Source organism: Streptomyces sp. NPDC058701 (assembly GCF_042715295.1).
GTDB lineage: Bacteria > Actinomycetota > Actinomycetes > Streptomycetales > Streptomycetaceae > Streptomyces.
Window position 1 is genome coordinate 197,830 of sequence record NZ_JBHXSY010000010.1, and the last position, 21,560, is coordinate 219,389.

Consider the following 21,560-nt stretch of genomic DNA (forward strand, 5'->3'; position numbering starts at 1 on the left):
GCTGAGCCGAGTCCCCGTACAACTGCGGCTCGGGCTGCTGCGGGTACGCCTGCGGCTCGGGCTGCCGGGGCTGCTGCCCGTACGACTGCTGAGCCGAGTCCCCGTACAACTGCGGCTCGGGCTGCTGCGGGTACGCCTGCGGAGTCGAGTCCCCGTAGGACTGCGGCTCGGGCTGCTGCCCGTACGCCTGCTGCGGGTAACCCTCCTGAGCCGGCGGCCCGTACGACGGCTGGGGCTGCCGGGCCTGCTGCCGCGGGTCCGCCGGGGCCGGGTACGGCTGCCCGTACGACCCCGCGTCCGGCGCGGCGCCCGCCCCCGGGCCGTCCGGCCACCCCGCGCCCGTGCCGTCGGCGCCCTGGCCGGGGGCCTCGTCGCGGAACCACCCCTCGGGCGCCACCGGCCGGCCGCCGGCCCCGCCCTGCGGCGGGTGCACCGGCTGGTAGCCGGTGTCCCAGGTGTCGGTCTGCCAGGTCTGGGTCCCGTACGGGTCCTGCGGCTGCGGCGGCGCCTGCCGCCCGCCCTGCGCCTCGGCCTCGGCGGCCTGCGCATGGGCCTGCGCCTGGGCGTGCTGCTGTCGCTGCTGTTCTTCGGGCGTGCTCATCGGCTCCCGCTCACCCGCCCGCGAACGGCGGGAGCACCTCGACGGTGCCCCCCTCGGTCAGCGGGACGGAATCGTGCGGGCGCTTGCCCACAGGCTCTTCGTTCACGAGGAAGGAGCAGCGCAGCAGGACCCGGGTCAGCTCCCCGGGGTGGCGTTCCCGCACGGCGTCGAGCGCCTCGGCCAGGGTGCGCGCCGAGTACGGCTCCTCCGCCGTCTTGGCCGCGGACTTGGCCGCCGCCCAGTAGCGGATGGTTCCGGTTGCCACTGCTGCTCCTATCGTCGGCTCTCTACCGTCGGCCTCCATGATGACCCCTCCTACCCCCCGCTCCCACGTGCATCCGCGCGCCCCGCGTGCGCCCGAGGGGGTCGCCGCAGGGCCGTCGATCAGGTGAAACCGGGGCATACACGGGGCAGGGGCGTGGCAGGAACCACAGAATCGGTATCGGTAGAAGCCTCGGCCACGAAAGCACCGGTGGGCTATTCTGCTGCGAAGAGGATCCGGGCAACGTTGCCCCCGGGTCCTTTTGTGCTTTCAGCGCGTTGAACAGAACGAGAACGGTGGTGTCCCTCCGGGCCTCAGGGCGCGGGGCCGGCCGGGACACCGCACACGAGGCACCACGCACACCGCACGACGCACCACGTACGAAGCAGTACCGCGCACGTCCTCGACGGGACCGAGGAGGAACCGACGTGATGGACCAGCGAACCGTGTTCGACCGCCCGACCCGGGCAGGTGATCGGGCATGAGCTCTCTCCTGCTGCTGACCAACGCCCTGCAGCCGTCGACCGAGGTGCTGCCCGCCCTCGGCCTGCTGCTGCACAACGTCAGGGTGGCGCCCGCCGAGGGCCCCGCCCTCGTGGACACCCCCGGGGCCGACGTGATCCTCGTCGACGGCCGCCGCGACCTGCCGCAGGTGAGGTCGCTGTGCCAGCTGCTCCGCTCCACCGGGCCGGGCTGCCCGCTGATCCTCGTCGTCACCGAGGGCGGCCTGGCGGCCGTCACCGCCGACTGGGGCATCGACGACGTACTCCTGGACTCGGCGGGTCCGGCCGAGGTCGAGGCGCGGCTGCGGCTGGCCACCGGCCGCCAGCAGATGGGCTCGGACGACTCCCCGATGGAGATCCGCAACGGCGACCTGTCGGTCGACGAGGCGACGTACTCGGCCAAGCTGAAGGGCCGGGTCCTGGACCTGACCTTCAAGGAGTTCGAGCTGCTGAAGTACCTCGCCCAGCACCCGGGCCGGGTCTTCACCCGCGCCCAGCTGCTCCAGGAGGTCTGGGGCTACGACTACTTCGGCGGCACCCGGACCGTGGACGTCCACGTACGGCGGCTGCGCGCCAAGCTGGGTCCCGAGCACGAGTCGCTGATCGGCACCGTCCGCAACGTCGGCTACCGCTTCGTCACCCCCGAGAAGGTCGAGCGGGCGGCTGCGGAGGCCGCGGCCCAGGCGGCGGCCCAGCTGGCGGCGCAGGCCGCCTCCGCCACCTCGCGGGCGGCTTCGCAGAGCGCGTCCCAGGACTCCACCCAGGACGGCCCGGCCGTCACCCGGACGGCCGAAGACACTGTGAGCATCCACTCCGCAGGACGCCCTGCCCAGAGGTAGGTCACCCCGCGTAGACTGCCGCGCGTGGCCAAGGTGACGCGGGATGACGTAGCGCGACTTGCGGGTACCTCTACCGCCGTCGTGAGCTACGTCATCAACAACGGACCCCGGCCGGTTGCCCCGGCCACGCGCGAGCGTGTCCTCGCCGCGATCAAGGAGCTGGGCTACCGCCCGGACCGGGTCGCCCAGGCGATGGCCTCACGGCGCACCGACCTCATAGGCATGATCGTCCCGGACGCCCGGCAGCCGTTCTTCGCGGAGATGGCGCACGCGGTCGAGCAGGCCGCCGCCGAGCGCGGAAAGATGGTCCTGGTCGGGAACTCCGACTACCGCGACGAGCGCGAGGTCCACTACCTCCGGGCGTTCCTCGGCATGCGCGTCTCGGGCCTGATCCTGGTCAGCCAGGGCATGAGCGAGCGCGCGGCGTCGGAGATCGAGGCCTGGGACGCGCGGATCGTGCTGCTGCACGAGCGTCCCGAGGCGATCGACGACGTCGCCGTCGTCACCGACGACATCGGCGGCGCCCAGCTCGCCACCCGCCACCTGCTGGAACACGGGCACCCGTACGTGGCCTGCCTCGGCGGCGTGGAGAACACCCCCGAAGTGGGCGACCCGGTGGCCGACCACGTCGAGGGCTGGCGCCGGGCCATGCTGGAGTCCGGCCGCTCGGTGGAGGGCCGGCTGTTCCAGGCCCCGTACAACCGCTACGACGCGTACGAGGTGGCCCTGGAGGTCCTCTCCGGGCCGGACCGGCCGCCGGCGATCTTCTGCGCGACGGACGACCAGGCGATCGGCGTCCTGCGGGCCGCCCGGGAGCTGCGGATCGACGTGCCGGGCGAGCTGGCCGTGGCCGGGTTCGACGACGTCAAGGAGGCGGCCCTGACGGATCCGCCGCTGACGACGATCGCCTCGGACCGTCCGGCGATGGCGCGGGCCGCGGTGGACCTGGTGCTGGACGACGGGCTGCGGGTCGCGGGGTCGCGACGGGAGCGGCTTAAGCAGTTCCCTTCGGCGCTGGTGATCCGGCGCTCGTGCGGCTGCCGGTAGCCTCCGGCGGTCGGCGGGGGTGCTCTGCTCCGGCCGGGCTCGGCCGGGCCTCTCCGCCCGGCGCCCTCCGTGCGTTCCTGCCCTGCGGGCCGGCTTCTCGGGGCTCCGCCCCGAACCCCGCGCCTCAGACGCCGGCGGGGCCGGATGTGGGCGCTGCCGGCTCGGACGTGTCGCCTCGGTGCTTGCCGGCGGTCCTTATATCGGGCATACGCGGTTCTGTCGGGCTTCTCAGGCCAGGCTCAGGAACCTTTCATGATCCGCGGACAGAGTCTGAGCCATGACCGACAGCTTCCGCCGCGAAGGCGAGTACCCGCAGGAGAACCGCCCGGCCCAGCACCCGCCCTTCGGCGGGGACGGGCAGCGGGAGCGTGACCGGCCGGCCCACAACGCGCCGGGGGCCTCGTACCCGCCGCCGCCCGCCTATCCGCCCGGCCCGGCCCCCGCACCCGGCTGGCACGAAGCGCACCGGCCCCCGGTCCTCCAGGGCGAGACCGTGCCCCCGGCGACCGCCGCCTGGAGCGGTCCCGCCCATGCGGCGCCCGCGCCGCGTGCCAGGGGGCCGGTCGCGCTGCTGGCCGCCGTGGCGCTCGCAGCGGCCGCCGTCGGCGGCGGCACCGCGGCCGCCGTCCAGCAGTTCACCGGGCACTCGGCCGCCGGCTCCGGGGGCGGGGTCAGCGGCTCCAACGTCTCGCAGTCCGGCATCGGCACGGTCTCCGGCGTCGCCGAGCAGGTCAGCCCCTCCGTGGTCCGCATCGACACCCGCACCGGCTCCGGCCAGGGCACCGGTTCCGGCATCGTGCTCACCGCGGACGGCGAGATCGTCACCAACAACCACGTGATCAGCGGCGCCTCGGAGATCCAGGTGACGATGAGCGACGGCACGAAGTACGCCGCCGGGATCGTCGGCACCGACCCCGACAAGGACCTCGCCCTGATCAAGCTCCAGGGCGCCGGCGGACTCAAGCCGGCCGAGCTCGGCGACTCCGGCGGTCTGAAGGTCGGCGACGAGGTCGTCGCGATCGGCTCCCCCGACCGTCTCACCGGAACCGTCACCAGCGGCATCGTCTCCGCGCTGGAGCGCGAGGTGAACGTGCCGAAGTCGCAGGAGCAGTCCCCGCAGAGTCGGCAGCAGCAGGGCGGCGGCTTCCCGTTCTCCTACGGCGGCCGGCAGTTCAACGGGAACACCGGGTCGCAGACCACCTCGTACAAGGCCATCCAGACGGACGCCTCCCTGAACCCCGGCAACTCCGGCGGCGCCCTCGTCAACATGAAGGGCGAGATCGTGGGCATGCCGTCCGCGATCTACTCCCCCTCCAGCGACAGCTCCGGCGCCGGCAGCGTCGGGCTCGGCTTCGCCATCCCCGTCAACACCATCAAGGCCGACCTCGACTCCCTCCGCAAGGGCGGCCCCGGCGGCGCCGGCTCCGGGACCGGCGAGGACGGAACCGGCTCCGGCAGCGGCGGCGCCGCGACCGTCTTCGGCACCTCCTCCTAGGGCGTGCCCGTGCGAGGCTGGAAGGCGCCGCCGCGCACCGACCGCACACCCCTGGGGGAGCATCCATGAACGCCGCCGAAGGCGACCAGCAGCGCATCCTCGTCGTCGACGACGAGCCGGCCGTGCGCGAGGCCCTGCGCCGCAGTCTCGCCTTCGAGGGGTACGCCGTGGAGACCGCCGTCGACGGGATCGACGCCCTCGACAAGGCGGCCTCGTACGCCCCCGACCTGATCGTCCTGGACATCCAGATGCCCCGGATGGACGGCCTGACCGCGGCCCGCCGGCTGCGCGCCGCGGGCGGCGTGACCCCGGTCCTGATGCTCACCGCCCGGGACACCGTCGGCGACCGCGTCACCGGCCTCGACGCGGGCGCCGACGACTACCTCGTCAAGCCGTTCGAGCTCGACGAGCTCTTCGCCCGGGTCCGGGCCCTGCTGCGCCGCAGCGCGTACGCCGCCCCGCGGACGGGCGGCGCGGAGCACGAGGACGCGCTGGTCTTCGGCGACCTGCGCATGGACCTCGCCACCCGCGAGGTCACCCGGGCCGGACGGCCGGTGGAGCTGACCCGTACCGAGTTCACCCTGCTGGAGATGTTCCTCGCGCACCCGCGCCAGGTCCTGACCCGCGAGCAGATCCTCAAGACCGTCTGGGGCTTCGACTTCGAGCCCAGCTCCAACTCCCTGGACGTGTACGTGATGTACCTGCGCCGCAAGACCGAAGCCGGCGGCGAGCCCCGCCTCGTCCACACCGTGCGCGGGGTGGGCTACGTGCTGCGCGCCGGCGAGAGCGGGCCCGAGTGAGCCCGACGGCCAGGTTCCGCGCGCTGCCGCTGCGCTCCCGGCTGGCGCTGCTGGTCGCGGTCGCGGTGGCGGTCGCCGTGGCCGCCGTGGCGGCGGTGTCCTGGGTGATGGTGCGCGCCCAGCTGCGGGACCAGCTGGACCGCTCGCTGATGGCCACCAACCCGAATCCGCAGGTGGGGCGGGTACTGGACGGGGGGCGCTGCGTGACCCGGCCCGCCGAGTCCCAGCAGGACATCGCCGGGAACCTGAACGCGACGGTCCAGATCGTCACCGCCCAGGGCGGGCACTGCTGGGTGAGCGGGCCGGCGACGCTGCCGGTGACCGCCGTCGACAAGGAGATCGCGGCGGGCAAGCGGCGGGCCACCCTGCAGGACGTGACGACCACCGACGGCGTCGACATGCGCGTCTACACCACGCCCGCGCAAGTGGTGTCCGGCGGGCCCGTGTTCGGCATCTCCATCGCCAAGCCGCTCGCCGACATCGACAAGCCGCTGTCCACCCTGGCCTGGGTGCTGCTGTTCGTGTCCGGCGTCGGCGTGGTCGGCGCGGGCGCGGCCGGGCTGTGGGTGGCCCGTACGGGGCTGCGGCCGGTCGACGAACTGACCGACGCCGTCGAGCACATCGCCCGCACCGAAGACCTGACCGTGCGGATCCCCGACGACGGCGACGACGAGATCGCCCGCCTGTCGCGGTCCTTCAACTCCATGACGGCCGCGCTCGCCTCCTCCCAGACGCGCCAGGCCCAGCTGATCGCGGACGCCGGGCACGAGCTGCGCACCCCGCTCACCTCGCTCCGTACGAACATCGAGCTGCTCGCCCGCAGCGAGGACACCGGGCGGGCCATCCCGCCCGAGGACCGCAGGGAGCTGCTGGCCTCGGTGAAGGCGCAGATGACGGAGCTCGCCGCGCTGATCGGGGACCTCCAGGAGCTGTCCCGGCCGGATGCGGTCCCCCCCGGCCCGCTCGGCGTGGTGGCGCTGCACGAGGTCGCCGGGACCGCGCTGTCCCGGGCCCGGCTGCGCGGCCCCGAGCTGGACTTCAGTGCGGCCCTGGAGCCCTGGTACGTACGGGGCGAGGCGCCCGCGCTGGAGCGGGCGGTGGTCAACGTCCTGGACAACGCGGTGAAGTTCAGCCCGCCGGGCGGCAGGGTCGAGGTGACGCTGCGGGCGGGCGAGCTGACCGTACGGGACCACGGGCCGGGCATCCCGGCCGAGGACCTCCCGCACGTCTTCGAGCGGTTCTGGCGCTCCCCGTCGGCGCGTGCCCTGCCCGGCAGCGGGCTGGGCCTGTCGATCGTGGCCCGTACGGTGCAGCGCGCGGGCGGCACGGCGCAGCTGCGCGCGGCCCGGGACGGCGGCCCGGGCACGGAGGCGGTGCTCCGCATCCCGGGCGCGCCGGCCCCGCCGCCGTCAGTTGTGCCGGATCAGTGAGGCGACCAGGCCGCCCCGGGTGTTGGGGAAGTCCATCGGGACGATGCCGAGGCCGGTGCGGCCGGCCATTTCGCCGCCGTCGACGAAGCCGTGGACCTGGGGGTTCAGGCGGTCGGAGTTCCAGCGGGGCGGCATGTAGGCGGCGGTGCTGGTGTAGTTGACGAAGAGCTTGCCGGGCTGCTGGACGGCGCGGCGGAAGTGGTTCTCGATCTTGCCGCGCTTGGCGAAGGGCTCGGTGTTGTACTCGTCCTGGATGTCGAAGACGTTGCCGTCGCCGTAGCGCAGGCCGGGCAGGCCGCCGTTGTCGGCGAGGAGGACGACCTTGCCGCGGGCCTGGCCGAGGGTGGGCAGGGTGTCGGCGATGCGGAAGAGCGGGCGCCAGCCCCGGTTGTCGAGGTAGTCGTCGAAGATCGCGCGGAAGGTGGCGTCGCTGTCGCCGGAGTGCTCCTGCTTGACCCGCATGAGGACGGTCTCGGAGGGGTGGGCGGCGAGGAAGTTCCAGCAGGCCACCAGGACGTCGCCGAACATCAGGTCCTGGAAGAAGGCCGCGTGGTGGATGGCGAACGATCCGCCCGTGACGCGGCAGCGGACGTCGAGGAAGCGGATGCCGGAGTCGAGCTGCTGCGCGATCGAGGTGTTCTGGCAGGCGACGTAGAGACCGCCCTTGGTGGCGCCGGAGTCGTGGGTGCCGGGGATGGTCATCCGCTGGAGGGGCGTGGCGTCGCCGAGGCCCGCCATCCAGTCCTGGGTGCCGAGCGTCCGGGCGGAGGCGGGTGCCGCCGTCCCCAGTCCCATCGCCGTGCCGGTGCCCGCCGCCAGTGCTCCGACCAGAAATGCCCGCCGGTCCAGTCCCATGTCCGCCCCTTCGCCGACCCAGTGATGGGCGGATTATGGCGTGGACACCTCACGAATACTACCTACCGGTAAGGCCTGATCCGGGCGGCGTACGGGCCTCGCCCTCTTCGTCCAGCAGCCCGGCCAGCCCGCGCAGCCCCGCCGCCAGCTCCCGGCCGGTCGGCGCCTGCTCCGGATCGGTCAGGGCCTGCACCATCACCCCGGTCATCAGCGCGATCTGCACCGATCCGAGGCTCCGGGCGTCGGCCTCGGCCACCTCGGACTCCGGCACCCCCCGCAGCAGCGCGGCCACGTGCGGGCGGGCGGCGCGCTGGCCGGCGGCCAGCGCGGCGAGCAGCTCCGGCGAGGACTGCGCGTGCACGAAGGCCTCGACGTTGGCGATCCACAGCCAGCGCAGCTCGCCGAAGTTGCGCACCTTGCGGTCCCACATGTCGGCGAACCTCTCCTCGGCGCTCTCGCCCTCCCCGGCGAGCCCGCCGACGGCGTCGCTCCACTCGTCGATGGCCGCGAAGAGCACCTGGTTCAGCAGCGCCTCGCGCGAGCCGAAGTGGTAGCCGATCGCCGCCATGCTCACCTGCGAGGCCGCGGCGATGTCGCGCACGGTCGTGCGCAGATAGCCCTTCTCCTCCAGGCAGCGGCGCGCTCCGGCCAGCAGGTCCTCGCGATTTCCCATGGCGGGATCGTAGCCGCGGCCGTTTTTGGGCACACGCCCTAGACGAACGTATTGCGCGCTTGCCCAAATCCTGTCAGGGTGGGGCCAACGAGAGACGGAACGGGGAGAACACATGCGCCACGACCTCACGATCGACGACCGCACCCTGTCCTACCTGGACTTCGGCGGGCCCGGCCGCCCGCTGCTGGCCCTGCACGGCGGCCTGTTCGAGGGCGCCCACTTCACCGGTCTGGCAACCGCCCTCGGCGACGACTGGCGGGTCATCGCCCCCGACCAGCGCGGACACGGCGACTCCGACCGCGCCGACGCCTACGACCGCGCCGGGTACGTCGCCGACGCCGTCGCCCTGCTGGAACACCTCGGCCTCACCGCCGCCCCCGTGGCCGTCCTCGGCTTCTCCCTCGGCGGACTCAACGCCTACCAGCTGGCCGCCGACCGCCCCGACCTGGTCTCCGCGCTCGTCAACGTCGATGCCCCCGTGGAGATCCCGAGCCCCCTCGGACACGGCTTCCTCGGCTTCCTGCCCGACCTCCCGTACACCGCGCAGACCCCCGAGGAGCTCGTCACGGCCTGCGGTCCGTTCGGCGAGGGCGTCGCCCCCTTCCTGCGGCCCCTGCCCGACGGCTCCGGCTGGCGGCTGCCGTTCCACCCGCAGGACACCCTGGCGACCGTGGAGCAGGGGTACGGATCCCACTGGGACACCTGGCTCGCGAGCGACTGCCCGGCCCTGCTCGTCCACGGCCTGCGCAGCACGGCCCTGCCGCAGGCCCAGGCCGACGCGATGGTCGCCCGGCGCCCGGGGACGGCGTACGTCGGCCTCGACACGGAGCACTACGTTCCGTTCCAGGACCCGGAGGGCTTCACCGCGGCGGTCAGGACGTTCCTCGCCGGGCTCTGAGCCCCTCCCCGCCCGGGAACGCCGGAGGGGCGGCGGGCCGTCGGGCCCACCGCCCCTCGGGGCGCACTGCGCGGGGTACTGCGGGGGACTACTTGACGACCGTGATCCGGTTCGCCGCCGGCGGGGCGATCGGAGAGGCCGCGGAGGAGTTGTTCGTCAGGTAGGCGTTGAAGCAGTCCAGGTCGGACGCGCCCACCAGCTTGTTCTTGTGCTCCTTCAGGACGGTGAACCCGTCACCGCCGCCCGCGAGGAACTCGTTCATCGCGACGCGGTAGGTCCTGGCCGGGTCGATCGGCGCGCCGTTCAGCTTCACCGAGTCCACGACGATGCGGTCCGCACCGGCCTTCGTCGTGTCCAGGGTGTACGTGAAGCCCTTCGACACCTGCAGGATCTTCGGGCTCAGGCCGTTGACCGGGCCGCTGACCTGCTGCTGGAGCGTCGTGATCAGCTGGGCGCCGGTCAGGTCCACGACGTTCATCATGTTCGTGAACGGCTGGACCGTGAAGGACTCGCCGTAGGTGACGACGCCGTCGCCCTCCCCGCCCGAGGCCTTGTAGGCGAGGTCCGAACGGATGCCGCCCGGGTTCATGAGCGCCAGCTGCGCGCCGCCCTTGTCGGCCGGGGCCAGCGCCTCCAGCTGCGCGTCGGCGATCAGGTCGCCCAGCGGCTTCTCGAACTCCGGCGAGCCGCGGCCCGGGATGTCCGCCGAGATGAAGCCCTGCGGACGGTTGGCGACCGGGGCCGCCAGCTCGTTCCAGCGCTGGATCAGCTCGGTCATGTCCGCGGCCTTGGGCTGCTCGCGGGTGACGACCTTGTTGACCGGCTTCGGCGAGCTGACCGGCGTACGGACGATGTCCTTGGTCTGCCGGTCGTACGTCAGCGTGGTGTCCGTGTACAGGCGGCCGATGGAGGCGGCCGAGGTGACCGCACGCGGGTTGCCCGCCGGGTCGGGGATGTTGCACGCGTACGCCTGGTGCGTGTGGCCGGTCACCAGCGCGTCGACCTTCGGGTCCACGTTCTTGGCGATGTCGACGATCGCACCGGAGATGCCGGCGCCCGCGCCCGGGGCGTCGCAGTCGTAGTTGTACGCGCCGTTCGCGGGCAGACCGCCCTCGTGGATCAGCGCGACGATCGACTTCACGCCCTGCTTGTTCAGCTCGGCCGCGTACTTGTTGATCGACTCGATCTCGTCGCCGAACTTCAGGCCCTTGACGCCCTCGGCGGTCACGATGTCCGGAGTGCCCTCCAGGGTGACGCCGATGAAGCCGATCTTCACGTCCCCCTTCTTCCAGACGAAGGTGGGCGACATCAGCGGACGCTTCGTCTTCGCGTCCGTCACGTTCGCCGCGAGGTACGGGAACTCGGCGCCGGTGAAGGTCTTGCCGTACTCGTAACAGCCCTCGACGGGGTGGCAGCCGCCGTACGCCATGCGGCGCAGCTCGGTCTTGCCCTCGTCGAACTCGTGGTTGCCGACGCCGGACACGTCGAGGTCGAGCTTGTTCAGCGCCTCGATGCTCGGCTCGTCGTGGAAGAGCCCGGACAGCATCGGGCTGCCGCCGATCATGTCACCGGCGGCGGCGGTGACCGAGTACTCGTGGCCCTTGCGGGCTTCGCGCAGGCTGGTCGCGAGGTATTCGACCCCGCCCGCGGGTATGGCTTTGGTGGTGCCGTCGGCCTGACGTTCGGTCACGGTGCCGGAGGAGCCCTGCGGGGGCTCCAGGGTGCCGTGGAAATCGTTGAACGAGAGCATCTGCACATCGACGGTCCGGCTCTTGGCCGCACCGCCACCACTCGCGGCACCGGCCGGCAGTGCGGCGGCGACCATCACCCCGGCCCCGGCCGTGACGGCGAGGGCGGTGAGGGTCAACCGGCGGGAGCGGCGGAGCCGTTGTGGCGTCGCTGACATTTGTTCCCCTTTGTGGACAGCGAGACAGCTTGGGAGGTCCGCCGAAGCCTATGGTCAACGCGCGTAGCGCGACAGGGGGGTACGGGTATCGAGGTGGTTACGCGCAGAAGACGGACCGGCGCCCGGGCCGCGCTCCACCGCCGGGCCCCCGCGGTCGTAGGCTCGTGCCATGACTGACGCAGCAGCGGCCCTGGAGCCGGGACGGCAGATTGAGACCCTCGACGAACTGACGGAGGACCAGGCCGGCGCCGTACTCGCCCTGATCGAGGACGCGGCGCGCACGGACGGCACCACCGCCGTCTCCGAACAGGGCCGGCTCCAGCTGCGCGGCGGCCCGCGCGAAGGCATCCGGCACTTCCTGCTCACCGCCGACGGCCGGCTCGCCGGGTACGGGCAGCTGGAGGACACCGACCCGGTCGAAGCCCCGGCCGCCGAACTCCTCGTCCACCCCGCGCTGCGCGGACGCGGGCACGGGCGGGCCCTGGGCTCGGCCCTGCTCGCCGGCTCCGGCAAGCGGCTGCGGGTGTGGGCGCACGGCGGCAAGTCCGCCGCCCGGCACCTCGCGCAGGTCCTCGGCCTGACCCTGTTCCGCGAACTGCGCCAGCTGCGCCGCCCCCTCGGCGCCGACGCGGCCCCGCTGCCCGGGGCGGCGCTGCCGGCCGGGGTGACCGTACGCACCTTCGTCCCCGGCGCGGACGACGCGGCCTGGCTCGCCGTGAACGCGGCCGCCTTCGCCCATCACCCCGAGCAGGGCTCGCTGACGCAGCGCGACCTGAACGACCGGATCGCCCAGCCGTGGTTCGACCCCGAGGGCTTCTTCCTCGCGGAGCGCGACGGGGAGCTCGTCGGATTCCACTGGACGAAGGTCCACGCGGCGGACCGGCTCGGCGAGGTGTACGTGGTCGGCGTCCGCCCCGGCGCCCAGGGCGGCGGCCTCGGCAAGGCCCTCACGGCGATCGGCCTGCGCCACCTGGCGGACCGGGGCCTGCCCACGGCGATGCTGTACGTGGACGCCGACAACCCGGCGGCCCTCGCCGTGTACGAGGGCCTCGGCTTCACCACCCACGAGGTGGACCTCATGTACCGCACCGAAAGCTGACCACCCGCCCCGGGGCCCGCTCCTCATTCCAGCCCCGCCGGCCTTTGAGGCGCGGGGTCCGGGGCGGAGCCCCGGCAACGGCGCCGCACGGCGCCCCCGGCACCGCGCCGGGCCCGGGCTCCCGTGCCCCGAGCCCCGCCCGGGAACCGGCCCGGGACCCCGCCCGCGACCCCGCCCGGGGCCCGGCCCGAGCCCCGCCCGGGACCCGGTACGGGACCCCGCCCAGCCCCGCGCAAGCGACTCGTGCGCCAGCCGGACCCGGGAAGCCACACGCCATTCACCGGGCATTCAGACACGCTTGCGACCCTCCCGGCATGCAGCCCCGACTCCGACTGACGGCCGACACGTCCGACGCGCCTGTCCTGCCGCTTGCACGGAAGAATGGAGTCATGAGCCACCAGTCCAGCGCGGGCCCCACCGAGGTCCCCGCCCAGCACCCGTCTCCCACGTCCCCTGCCTCGGTCACGGGCGCGCACGCGCGGATAGGTTCGATCTCCGCTCACCGCCCGCACGTCGATCTCGAACCCGATCTCGACGCCGACCTGGACGCCTACGAGGACAAGGACGACGGTGAGCTGCCACCGGGCCGCTTCCTCGACCGGGAGCGCAGCTGGCTGGCCTTCAACGAGCGGGTGCTGGAGCTCGCCGAGGATCCGACGACGCCCTTGCTGGAGCGCGCGAACTTCCTGGCGATCTTCGCCAGCAACCTCGACGAGTTCTTCATGGTCCGCGTCGCCGGCCTCAAGCGCCGCATCGCGACCGGCGTCGCCACCCGTTCGGCCTCAGGCCTGCAGCCCCGTGAGGTCCTCGACCTCATCTGGACCCGCTCGCGCGAGCTCATGGCCCGCCACGCGGCCTGCTTCCAGCAGGACATCTGCCCGGCCCTGGCCGAGGAGGGCGTCCACCTCATCCGCTGGCCGGACCTCACGGAGAAGGAGCAGGCCCGCCTCTTCACGCTGTTCCGGAACCAGATCTTCCCGGTGCTGACCCCGCTGGCCGTGGACCCCGCGCACCCCTTCCCGTACATCTCCGGCCTGTCCCTCAACCTGGCCGTCGTCGTGCGCAACCCGGTCAGCGGCCACCGCCACTTCGCCCGGGTCAAGGTCCCTCCGCTCCTCTCCCGCTTCCTGGAGGCCTCCCCGCAGCGCTACGTCCCGCTGGAGGACGTCATCGCCGCGCACCTGGAGGAGCTGTTCCCCGGCATGGAGGTGCTCGCGCACCACATGTTCCGCGTGACCCGCAACGAGGACCTGGAGGTGGAGGAGGACGACGCGGAGAACCTCCTCCAGGCCCTGGAGAAGGAGCTCATGCGGCGCCGCTTCGGGCCGCCCGTCCGCCTGGAGGTCGAGGAGTCCATCGACCCGGGCGTCCTGGACCTCCTCGTGCAGGAGCTGAAGGTCAACTCCTCCGAGGTCTACCCGCTGCCCGGCCCGCTCGACCTGACCTCCCTCTTCGGGATCGCCTCGCTGGACCGGCCGGAGCTGAAGTACCCGAAGTTCGTCGGCGGCACCCACCGGGACCTCGCCGAGGTCGAGTCCGCCTCCGCCCCCGACATCTTCGCGGCGCTGCGCGAGCGGGACGTGCTGCTGCACCACCCGTACGACTCCTTCTCCACCTCGGTGCAGGCCTTCCTGGAGCAGGCCGCCGCCGACCCGGACGTGCTCGCGATCAAGCAGACGCTGTACCGCACCTCCGGCGACTCCCCGATCGTGGACGCCCTGATCGACGCCGCCGAGGCCGGCAAGCAGGTCCTCGTGCTCGTCGAGATCAAGGCCCGCTTCGACGAGCGGGCCAACATCAAGTGGGCGCGCAAGCTGGAGGAGTCCGGCTGCCACGTCGTGTACGGGCTCGTCGGCCTGAAGACGCACTGCAAGCTGTCGCTCGTCGTCCGCCAGGAGGGCGACCAGCTGCGCCGCTACTCCCACGTCGGCACCGGCAACTACCACCCCAAGACCGCCCGGCTCTACGAGGACCTCGGCCTGCTCACCGCGGACCCGCAGGTCGGCGCGGACCTCTCCGACCTCTTCAACCGGCTGTCCGGCTACTCGCGCCGCGAGACCTACCGCCGGCTGATGGTCGCCCCGCGCTCGCTGCGCGACGGCCTGATCGCGCGGATCGACAAGGAGGCCGCCCACCACCTGGCCGGCCGTCCGGCGTACGTGCGCCTGAAGATGAACTCCATCGTCGACGAGGCCCTCATCGACTCCCTCTACCGGGCTGCCCAGGCGGGCGTGCCGGTCGACATCTGGGTCCGCGGCATCTGCGCGGTGCGGCCCGGAGTCCCCGGGCTCTCGGAGAACATCCGGGTCCGCTCGATCCTCGGCCGCTTCCTGGAGCACTCCCGGGTCTTCGCCTTCGGCAACGGCGGCGAGCCCGAGGTGTGGATCGGAAGCGCCGACATGATGCACCGCAACCTCGACCGCCGCATCGAGGCACTGGTCAGGGTCGCCGACCCGGCCCACCGCGCGGCACTGGACCGGATGCTGGAGACCGGCATGTCCGACGCCACCTCCTCCTGGCACCTGGGCCCGGACGGCGAATGGACCCGGCACAGCACGGACTCCGAGGGCCAGCCGCTGCGGCACGTACAGGAGATGCTCATAGACGCCCGGAGGCGCCGGCGTGGCTCAGCCAAACCATGACCCGATGGCGGGCGCGGGTGACGTGCTCGCCGCGTTCCTGCGCTCCCAGGCCACCGCCTTCCTGCGCGGACTGCGCCTGCACGACGAGAGCCCGGCGAGCGGCGCCGATTCCGCCGGCCGCTTCGAGGCGGCGCGCGGCCTCCGGGGAGCAGCGCGCCGCATCAGCGGCTCCCTGGCGACCTTCCGGGTGGTGACCGAGTCCGCGTGGGCGGACGGGCTGCGCACGGAGCTGGTGTGGCTGTCCTCGACCCTGGCGCACGAGCACGCGTACGCCGCCCGGCTGACCCGGCTGATGGACGCCCTGCACCGGCTCTCGGGCTCCCCCGAGGTCCCCGCCCCGCGCGGCACCTCGGCCGGAGCGCTCACGGTCGGCTCCGCGCGCGCCGGCGCACTCCTGGAGCGGCAGCTGACCCTCGCCCGTACGCGCGCCCACTCGGCCACGCTCCAGGCGCTCGGCTCCGCCCGCTTCCACGCGGTGGCGGACGCGGTGGCCGTTCTGGCCTCGGACGTCCCGCTGGACCCCGTCGCGGCCCGGGGACGGGTCGAGGAGGTCCTGCTCCCGCTCGCGGCGGTGGCCGAAACCCGCCTGTCGGCGGCGGTCGCGGCGCTGCCCCCGGTCGACGGCGGTCATCCGTACGACGCGGACCACGACGGGCTCTGGCACGAGGTCCGCCGACTGCTCCGGATCCACCGGTACGCCCGTGAGGCGCTCGGCGAGGACGTGGCCCGGGCGGTCGCCGCGGGCGAGGCCCTGGACCGCCACCGCGACGCCGCCGAGGCCGCCGCCGCCTCGGCCACGGCGGCCCGCACCCCGCGCATCGCCCCGGCCACGGCGTACGCCCTGGGGGTGCTGCACGCGGACCAGCGGCACGCGGCGGGAGAGGCCCGCGCGGCCTTCCGGCACGTCTGGCTGCCGGAGCCTGCGATCGCGCCGCACCCGAGATAACGGGCGGATAACGGATACTTACGCCGGGGTGCGGTCCGGCCCGGACGCACCGGGTCGTCCGCCACGGTTCACCGTCCGTTCACTCGCACCGGTCGGCCACTTCACCTGTCCGGCCTAATTTCGGTGGTGCACGGTGCGAACGGCCCCAGGTCGGGCGGTCCGGCCGGGCACACCGACGTAGCAGTCCTCTTCGCACGCCGCCCCGACACAGAAAGCGGCCGGCGGCTTCTGGAAGGAACACCCGAAAGTGAAGCTTCAGCGCAAGAACCGGCTTCGTGCCTCCGCCCTCGGGGCGCTCGTCGTGTCCGGCGCCCTGGTCCTCACGGCGTGCGGCTCGGACGACAACACGAAGAACGCCGGCGGGACGGCGAAGCCCTCCCAGGCCGCCGCGGGTGACATCAAGTGCGACGGGGCCAAGGGCAAGCTCCTGGCCTCCGGCTCGTCCGCGCAGAAGAACGCGGTCGACCTGTGGGTGAAGAACTACATGGCCGCCTGCTCGGGCGTCGAGGTGAACTACAAGTCCTCCTCCTCCGGCGAGGGCATCGTCGCCTTCAACCAGGGCACCGTCGGTTTCGCCGGCTCCGACTCCGCGCTGAAGCCGGAGCAGATCGAGGAGTCCAAGAAGATCTGCACCGGCGGCCAGGGCATCGACCTGCCGATGGTCGGCGGCCCCATCGCCCTCGGCTTCAACGTCGCGGGCGTCGACAAGCTGAACCTCGACGCCGCCACGGTCGCCAACATCTTCAACGACAAGATCAAGAAGTGGGACGACGAGGCGATCAAGAAGCTGAACCCCGGCGTCACGCTTCCCCCCACCGCCATCCAGCACTTCCACCGCTCCGAGGACTCGGGCACCACCGAGAACCTCACCAAGTACCTCAAGGCCGCCGCGCCCGACGCCTGGCCGCACGAGGCCGCGAAGAAGTGGGCCGCCCCGGGCGGCCTCGGCGCCTCCGGCTCCTCCGGCGTCGCCACCCAGGTCAAGCAGGTCGACGGCGCGATCGGCTACTTCGAGCTCTCCTACGCCAGCTCGCAGAGCATCAAGACGGTCGACCTGAACACGGGCGCCGCCGCCCCCGTTCCGGCCACCGGCGAGAACGCCTCCAAGGCCATCGCCGCCGCCAAGATCTCCGGCACCGGCTCCGACCTGGCGCTGAAGCTCGACTACACCACCAAGGCCGAGGGCGCGTACCCGATCGTCCTGGTGACGTACGAGGTCGTCTGCGACAAGGGCAACAAGGCCGAGACCCTGCCCACGGTCAAGTCCTTCCTGAACTACACCGCCTCGGACGCCGGCCAGAAGGTCCTCCTGGAGAACGGCTACGCGCCGATCCCCACCGAGATCAACGCCAAGGTCCGCGAAGTCATCGCCTCGCTCTCCTGATCAAGACCCCGAGGCCGGTCCGCTCCCCCCGTCCGGGACGGCGGACCGGCCCCGGGACCCCTCCCCTCCACCCGGGGGAATCCGGTGCACCGCCGCCAGGGGGCCTCGCCCTCCCACAGACCGGAAAGACCATGGCTTCCACCACACCCACCCAGCTGGACACGGCTCCGCCTGTCTCCACGAGCAAGAGGTCCACCGGCCGCGCCGGTGACAAGATCTTCGCGGGACTCTCCAAGGGTTCCGGCATCCTGCTCCTGGTGATCATGGCGTCGATCGCCGCCTTCCTCACCTACCGCGCGGTCCTCGCCCTGTCGAAGAACGAGGGCAACTTCCTCACCACCTTCGACTGGAACGCGTCCGCCGACCCGCCCGTCTTCGGCATCGCCGTCCTGCTCTTCGGCACCGTCGTCAGCTCGATCATCGCGATGGTCATCGCGGTTCCGATCGCCGTCGGCATCGCCCTCTTCATCTCGCACTACGCGCCGCGCAAGCTGGCCGCACCCCTCGCCTACGTGGTCGACCTGCTGGCCGCCGTGCCGTCGATCATCTACGGCATCTGGGGCGCCCTCTTCCTCGTCCCGCAGCTGAACGGCCTGAACCTCTGGCTGGACGAGTACCTGGGCTGGACGTACCTCTTCGAGCGGACGCAGATCAGCGTCGCCCGCTCCCTGTTCACCGTCGGCATCCTGCTCGCGATCATGATCCTGCCGATCGTGACCAGCGTCAGCCGCGAGGTCTTCCTCCAGGTCCCGCGCATGAACGAGGAGGCCGCCCTGGCCCTCGGCGCGACCCGCTGGGAGGTCATCCGGATGTCGGTGCTGCCCTTCGGCCGCTCCGGCGTCATCTCCGCCTCGATGCTCGGCCTCGGCCGCGCGCTCGGCGAGACCATGGCCGTGGCGACCGTCCTCTCCCCGAGCTTCCTGATCTCGTTCCACGTCCTGGACCCGGGCGGCGGCACCTTCGCGCAGAACATCGCCGCGAAGTTCGACGAGGCCAACGAGTTCGGCCGCGACGCCCTGATCGCCTCCGGCCTGGTCCTCTTCCTGCTCACCCTGCTCGTCAACGGCGCGGCGCGCCTGATCATCGCCCGTCGCAAGGAATTCTCGGGGGCGAACGCCTGATGAGCCACGCACTCCAGGACCAGCGGCCCGTCCGGGCCCCGAAGTCCGTCGCCCCCAGCAGCCTCACCCGGGGCGGCCTGCCCCGCTGGGCCCCGGCCGGCATCGCCGTCCTCGCGGTCGCCCTCGGCTGCGGCACCGGCCTCGTCCTCGGCCTCAACAGCAAGATCCAGTGGGGCCTGATCGCCGCCCTGCTGTTCGTCGCGATCACGTACACCGCCAGCGCGGTCGTCGAGAACCGCCGCCAGGCCAAGGACCGCGTCGCGACCTCCCTCGTGTGGGTCTGCTTCGTGCTCGCCGTCATTCCGCTGCTCTCCCTGATGTGGACCACCATCAGCCGCGGCGTCAAGGTGCTCGACGCAGACTTCCTCGGCCACTCCATGAACGGCGTGACCAGCTTCGAAGAGGGCGGCGGCGTGTACCACGCCCTCCTCGGCACCCTGGAGCAGGTCGCCCTCGCGACGCTGATCGCCGCGCCGATCGGCCTGCTGACCGCCGTCTACCTGGTCGAGTACGGCCGGGGCGGACTGGCCAAGGCCGTCACCTTCTTCGTCGACGTCATGACGGGCATCCCCTCGATCGTCGCGGGCCTGTTCATCCTGACGACCTGGAACCTGATGCTCGGCTTCGGCCCCTCCGGCTTCGCCGGCGCGATGGCCCTGTCGATCCTGATGATGCCGGTCGTGGTGCGCTCCACCGAAGAGATGCTCAAGCTCGTCCCGAACGAGCTCCGCGAGGCGGCCCTCGCCCTCGGCGTACCGAAGTGGCGCATGATCCTCAAGGTCGTGCTCCCCACGGCCATCGGCGGCATCGCCACCGGTGTGATGCTGGCCGTCGCCCGCATCGCCGGCGAGACCGCGCCGATCATGCTGCTGGTCTTCGGCACCCAGCTGATCAACAACAACCCCTTCGAAGGTGCCCAGTCCTCGCTCCCGCTGTACATCTGGGAGCAGTACAAGGTCGGCAGTGAAGCCTCCTACGACCGGGCATGGGCCGCAGCGCTCGTCCTGATCGCCTTCGTCATGATCCTGAACCTGGTGGCTCGCGGCATAGCCCGCTGGAAGGCCCCGAAGACCGGTCGCTGACGCGACTCTCCGAAAGCGAAGTGACCCCTCATGGCCAAGCGAATCGACGTCAGCGGCCTCTCCGCCTTCTACGGCGGCCACAAGGCCATCGACGACATCTCGATGACCGTGGAACCCCGCTCGGTTACCGCCTTCATCGGCCCCTCCGGCTGCGGCAAGTCCACCTTCCTGCGCACCCTCAACCGCATGCACGAGGTCACCCCCGGCGGCCGCGTCGAGGGCAAGGTCCTCCTGGACGACGAGAACCTGTACGGACCCGGCGTCGACCCGGTCGCGGTCCGCCGCACCGTCGGCATGGTCTTCCAGCGCCCGAACCCCTTCCCCACCATGTCGATCTTCGACAACGTGGCGGCGGGCCTGCGGCTGAACGGCAACTTCAAGAAGTCCGAGCTGTCCGACGTCGTCGAGAAGTCCCTCAAGGGCGCCAACCTCTGGAACGAGGTCAAGGACCGCCTGAACAAGCCCGGCTCCGGCCTCTCCGGCGGTCAGCAGCAGCGCCTGTGCATCGCCCGCGCCATCGCGGTCGAGCCCCAGGTCCTGCTGATGGACGAGCCCTGCTCGGCGCTCGACCCGATCTCCACCCTCGCCATCGAGGACCTGATCGGCGAGCTCAAGGAGCGCTTCACGATCGTCATCGTGACGCACAACATGCAGCAGGCGGCCCGCGTCTCGGACCGCACCGCGTTCTTCAACCTCTCGGCGGTCGGCCAGCCCGGAAAGCTCATCGAGCTCGACGACACCGACCGCATCTTCTCCAACCCGTCCGTGCAGGCGACCGAGGACTACATCTCGGGCCGCTTCGGCTAGACCGGGTTGGGCGTGAACGTCCTGCGGTGCTGCATGGCGGTGCCACCGCAAGGCGAAAGAAAAAGGGCCGGCTCCCCCTGGGTGGGGGGAGCCGGCCCACTTTCGTGGATCGGGCGCTCCGACCGGGCGTCCTGTCGGACGCTACGGGCGTCCTGTCGGACGGCCTAGGAGACGAAGGCCAGGTTCACGATCCAGAAGCTGACCGCGGCGACCAGGGCCGCCGCCGGCATGGTGATGAACCAGCCGAGGATGATGTTCTTCGCGACGCCCCAGCGGACCGCGTTGATCCGCTTGGTCGCGCCGACACCCATGATCGCCGAGGTGATGACGTGGGTGGTGGAGATCGGCGCGTGGAAGAGGAACGCCGAGCCGAACATGATCGAGGCGCCGGTGGTCTCCGCCGCGAAGCCCTGCGGCGGGTCCAGCTCGATGATCTTGCGTCCGAGGGTGCGCATGATGCGCCAGCCGCCGGCGTACGTGCCCAGCGAGAGCATCACGGCACACGCGATCTTGACCCAGATCGGGATCGCGTCGCCGGCTGCCTGCACATCGGCGATGACCAGGGCCATCATCACGATGCCCATGGTCTTCTGCGCGTCCTGGAGGCCGTGGCCCAGCGCCATGCCGGCCGCGGAGACGGTCTGCGCGATACGGAAGCCGCGCTTGGCCTTGTGCGGGTTGGCCCGGCGGAACATCCACAGGATGGCCACCATCACCAGGTAGCCCACGATCAGGCCGACCACCGGTGAGATGAACATCGGGATGACGACCTTGTCGACCACGCCGGACCAGATGACCTCGGTGCCGCCCGCGAGGGCCGCACCGACCATCCCGCCGAACAGCGCGTGCGAGGAGGACGAGGGAAGGCCGAAGTACCAGGTGATCAGGTTCCACACGATCGCGCCGACCAGCGCCGCGAACAGGATCCACATGCCCCGGTTCCCGTGGGGCGTCTCGATCAGGCCCTCGCTGACCGTCTTGGCGACCCCGCTGCCCATGAAGGCACCGGCGAGGTTCATCACGGCCGCCATCGCGAGTGCGGCCCGCGGGGTCAGCGCGCGGGTCGAGACCGAGGTGGCGATCGCGTTCGCGGAGTCGTGGAAACCGTTGGTGTACGTGAAGCCGAGCGCGACACCGATGGTCACGATCAGGGCAAAGGTGTCCACGAGG

Annotated in this window: 18 protein-coding genes and 1 pseudogene; 13 read left to right on the top strand and 6 right to left on the bottom strand. The window is 72.0% G+C overall.

Annotation, left to right across the window (positions count from 1 at the left end; genetic code table 11):
• Nucleotides 1-601 (bottom strand): annotated as a pseudogene (locus tag ACFWW8_RS14210) (hypothetical protein); the annotation flags it as partial.
• Nucleotides 602-611: 10 nt separating this feature from the next.
• On the bottom strand, nucleotides 612-866 hold the full coding sequence (locus tag ACFWW8_RS14215; RefSeq protein WP_386528006.1) for a MoaD/ThiS family protein: 255 nt from the start codon (nucleotides 864-866) through the stop codon (nucleotides 612-614).
• A 478-nt stretch (nucleotides 867-1,344) separates the two neighbouring features.
• Here ACFWW8_RS14215 and ACFWW8_RS14220 point away from each other — a divergent pair, with 478 nt between their 5' ends.
• From ACFWW8_RS14220 to ACFWW8_RS14240, 5 genes are all read left to right on the top strand, one after another.
• On the top strand, nucleotides 1,345-2,205 hold the full coding sequence (locus ACFWW8_RS14220) for a response regulator transcription factor (RefSeq protein ID WP_386528009.1): 861 nt from the start codon (nucleotides 1,345-1,347) through the stop codon (nucleotides 2,203-2,205).
• Nucleotides 2,206-2,229: 24 nt separating this feature from the next.
• On the top strand, nucleotides 2,230-3,252 hold the full coding sequence (locus tag ACFWW8_RS14225) for a LacI family DNA-binding transcriptional regulator (RefSeq protein WP_386528012.1): 1,023 nt from the start codon (nucleotides 2,230-2,232) through the stop codon (nucleotides 3,250-3,252).
• A gap of 277 nt (nucleotides 3,253-3,529) precedes the next feature.
• The gene (locus ACFWW8_RS14230; RefSeq protein ID WP_386528014.1) at nucleotides 3,530-4,747 is read left to right on the top strand and encodes a S1C family serine protease; all 1,218 of its coding nucleotides are present in this window, start codon (nucleotides 3,530-3,532) and stop codon (nucleotides 4,745-4,747) included.
• 65 nt (nucleotides 4,748-4,812) lie between these two features.
• Nucleotides 4,813-5,547, top strand: coding sequence for a response regulator transcription factor (locus tag ACFWW8_RS14235; RefSeq protein ID WP_386528016.1), 735 nt, complete (start codon nucleotides 4,813-4,815; stop codon nucleotides 5,545-5,547).
• A complete protein-coding gene (locus tag ACFWW8_RS14240; RefSeq protein WP_386528019.1) occupies nucleotides 5,544-6,977 on the top strand; it encodes a sensor histidine kinase in 1,434 nt (477 codons plus the stop codon). The genes ACFWW8_RS14235 and ACFWW8_RS14240 overlap by 4 nt, the downstream gene beginning before the upstream one ends.
• Here ACFWW8_RS14240 and ACFWW8_RS14245 read toward each other — a convergent pair.
• Complete coding sequence (locus ACFWW8_RS14245) at nucleotides 6,957-7,832, bottom strand: phosphatidylinositol-specific phospholipase C (RefSeq protein ID WP_386528022.1); 876 nt, start codon at nucleotides 7,830-7,832, stop codon at nucleotides 6,957-6,959. The genes ACFWW8_RS14240 and ACFWW8_RS14245 overlap by 21 nt on opposite strands.
• Before the next feature lie 58 nt (nucleotides 7,833-7,890).
• The gene (locus ACFWW8_RS14250) at nucleotides 7,891-8,505 is read right to left on the bottom strand and encodes a TetR/AcrR family transcriptional regulator (RefSeq protein ID WP_386528024.1); all 615 of its coding nucleotides are present in this window, start codon (nucleotides 8,503-8,505) and stop codon (nucleotides 7,891-7,893) included.
• Between the two features lie 112 nt (nucleotides 8,506-8,617).
• Here ACFWW8_RS14250 and ACFWW8_RS14255 point away from each other — a divergent pair, with 112 nt between their 5' ends.
• Entirely contained in the window at nucleotides 8,618-9,403 is a 786-nt protein-coding gene (locus ACFWW8_RS14255; RefSeq protein ID WP_386528027.1) for an alpha/beta fold hydrolase, read from the top strand.
• An 88-nt stretch (nucleotides 9,404-9,491) separates the two neighbouring features.
• Here the strand turns inward: ACFWW8_RS14255 and ACFWW8_RS14260 are convergent, their stop codons facing one another.
• On the bottom strand, nucleotides 9,492-11,309 hold the full coding sequence (locus tag ACFWW8_RS14260) for a bifunctional metallophosphatase/5'-nucleotidase (protein ID WP_386528029.1): 1,818 nt from the start codon (nucleotides 11,307-11,309) through the stop codon (nucleotides 9,492-9,494).
• Between the two features lie 169 nt (nucleotides 11,310-11,478).
• Between ACFWW8_RS14260 and mshD the strand changes: the two genes are divergently transcribed.
• The 7 genes from mshD to pstB all read left to right on the top strand — a co-directional run bounded on the left by mshD (nucleotide 11,479) and on the right by pstB (nucleotide 20,390).
• A complete protein-coding gene (mshD, locus tag ACFWW8_RS14265; protein ID WP_386528031.1) occupies nucleotides 11,479-12,408 on the top strand; it encodes a mycothiol synthase in 930 nt (309 codons plus the stop codon).
• Nucleotides 12,409-12,797: 389 nt separating this feature from the next.
• Entirely contained in the window at nucleotides 12,798-15,050 is a 2,253-nt protein-coding gene (locus ACFWW8_RS14270; RefSeq protein ID WP_386528033.1) for an RNA degradosome polyphosphate kinase, read from the top strand.
• A gap of 4 nt (nucleotides 15,051-15,054) precedes the next feature.
• Nucleotides 15,055-15,996: a CHAD domain-containing protein gene (locus ACFWW8_RS14275; RefSeq protein ID WP_386528035.1), complete on the top strand. Its 942-nt coding sequence runs from the start codon at nucleotides 15,055-15,057 to the stop codon at nucleotides 15,994-15,996.
• A gap of 247 nt (nucleotides 15,997-16,243) precedes the next feature.
• Nucleotides 16,244-17,380, top strand: a complete 1,137-nt coding sequence (pstS, locus tag ACFWW8_RS14280; protein ID WP_386528038.1) for a phosphate ABC transporter substrate-binding protein PstS — start codon at nucleotides 16,244-16,246, stop codon at nucleotides 17,378-17,380.
• A 131-nt stretch (nucleotides 17,381-17,511) separates the two neighbouring features.
• Nucleotides 17,512-18,501: a phosphate ABC transporter permease subunit PstC gene (gene pstC / locus ACFWW8_RS14285; protein WP_386528041.1), complete on the top strand. Its 990-nt coding sequence runs from the start codon at nucleotides 17,512-17,514 to the stop codon at nucleotides 18,499-18,501.
• On the top strand, nucleotides 18,501-19,583 hold the full coding sequence (gene pstA / locus ACFWW8_RS14290) for a phosphate ABC transporter permease PstA (protein ID WP_386528043.1): 1,083 nt from the start codon (nucleotides 18,501-18,503) through the stop codon (nucleotides 19,581-19,583). Before pstC ends, pstA begins: the two co-directional genes overlap by 1 nt.
• A 30-nt stretch (nucleotides 19,584-19,613) precedes the next feature.
• Nucleotides 19,614-20,390, top strand: a complete 777-nt coding sequence (gene pstB, locus ACFWW8_RS14295; RefSeq protein WP_386528046.1) for a phosphate ABC transporter ATP-binding protein PstB — start codon at nucleotides 19,614-19,616, stop codon at nucleotides 20,388-20,390.
• A 164-nt stretch (nucleotides 20,391-20,554) separates the two neighbouring features.
• Here the strand turns inward: pstB and ACFWW8_RS14300 are convergent, their stop codons facing one another.
• Nucleotides 20,555-21,556, bottom strand: coding sequence for an anion permease (locus ACFWW8_RS14300; RefSeq protein ID WP_386528049.1), 1,002 nt, complete (start codon nucleotides 21,554-21,556; stop codon nucleotides 20,555-20,557).
• Nucleotides 21,557-21,560: the final 4 nt, after the last annotated feature.

Excerpts from the sequence above, each read along its gene's own strand:
- ACFWW8_RS14275 (WP_386528035.1), top strand. The coding sequence starts at position 15,055 with ATGGCGGGCGCGGGTGACGTGCTCGCCGCGTTCCTGCGCTCCCAGGCC.
- ACFWW8_RS14255 (WP_386528027.1), top strand. The coding sequence starts at position 8,618 with ATGCGCCACGACCTCACGATCGACGACCGCACCCTGTCCTACCTGGAC.
- ACFWW8_RS14270 (WP_386528033.1), top strand. The coding sequence starts at position 12,798 with ATGAGCCACCAGTCCAGCGCGGGCCCCACCGAGGTCCCCGCCCAGCAC.
- pstC (WP_386528041.1), top strand. The coding sequence starts at position 17,512 with ATGGCTTCCACCACACCCACCCAGCTGGACACGGCTCCGCCTGTCTCC.
- ACFWW8_RS14220 (WP_386528009.1), top strand. The coding sequence starts at position 1,345 with ATGAGCTCTCTCCTGCTGCTGACCAACGCCCTGCAGCCGTCGACCGAG.
- ACFWW8_RS14245 (WP_386528022.1), bottom strand. The coding sequence starts at position 7,832 with ATGGGACTGGACCGGCGGGCATTTCTGGTCGGAGCACTGGCGGCGGGC.
- ACFWW8_RS14230 (WP_386528014.1), top strand. The coding sequence starts at position 3,530 with ATGACCGACAGCTTCCGCCGCGAAGGCGAGTACCCGCAGGAGAACCGC.
- pstB (WP_386528046.1), top strand. The coding sequence starts at position 19,614 with ATGGCCAAGCGAATCGACGTCAGCGGCCTCTCCGCCTTCTACGGCGGC.
- ACFWW8_RS14250 (WP_386528024.1), bottom strand. The coding sequence starts at position 8,505 with ATGGGAAATCGCGAGGACCTGCTGGCCGGAGCGCGCCGCTGCCTGGAG.
- mshD (WP_386528031.1), top strand. The coding sequence starts at position 11,479 with ATGACTGACGCAGCAGCGGCCCTGGAGCCGGGACGGCAGATTGAGACC.
- ACFWW8_RS14235 (WP_386528016.1), top strand. The coding sequence starts at position 4,813 with ATGAACGCCGCCGAAGGCGACCAGCAGCGCATCCTCGTCGTCGACGAC.
- pstA (WP_386528043.1), top strand. The coding sequence starts at position 18,501 with ATGAGCCACGCACTCCAGGACCAGCGGCCCGTCCGGGCCCCGAAGTCC.
- ACFWW8_RS14260 (WP_386528029.1), bottom strand. The coding sequence starts at position 11,309 with ATGTCAGCGACGCCACAACGGCTCCGCCGCTCCCGCCGGTTGACCCTC.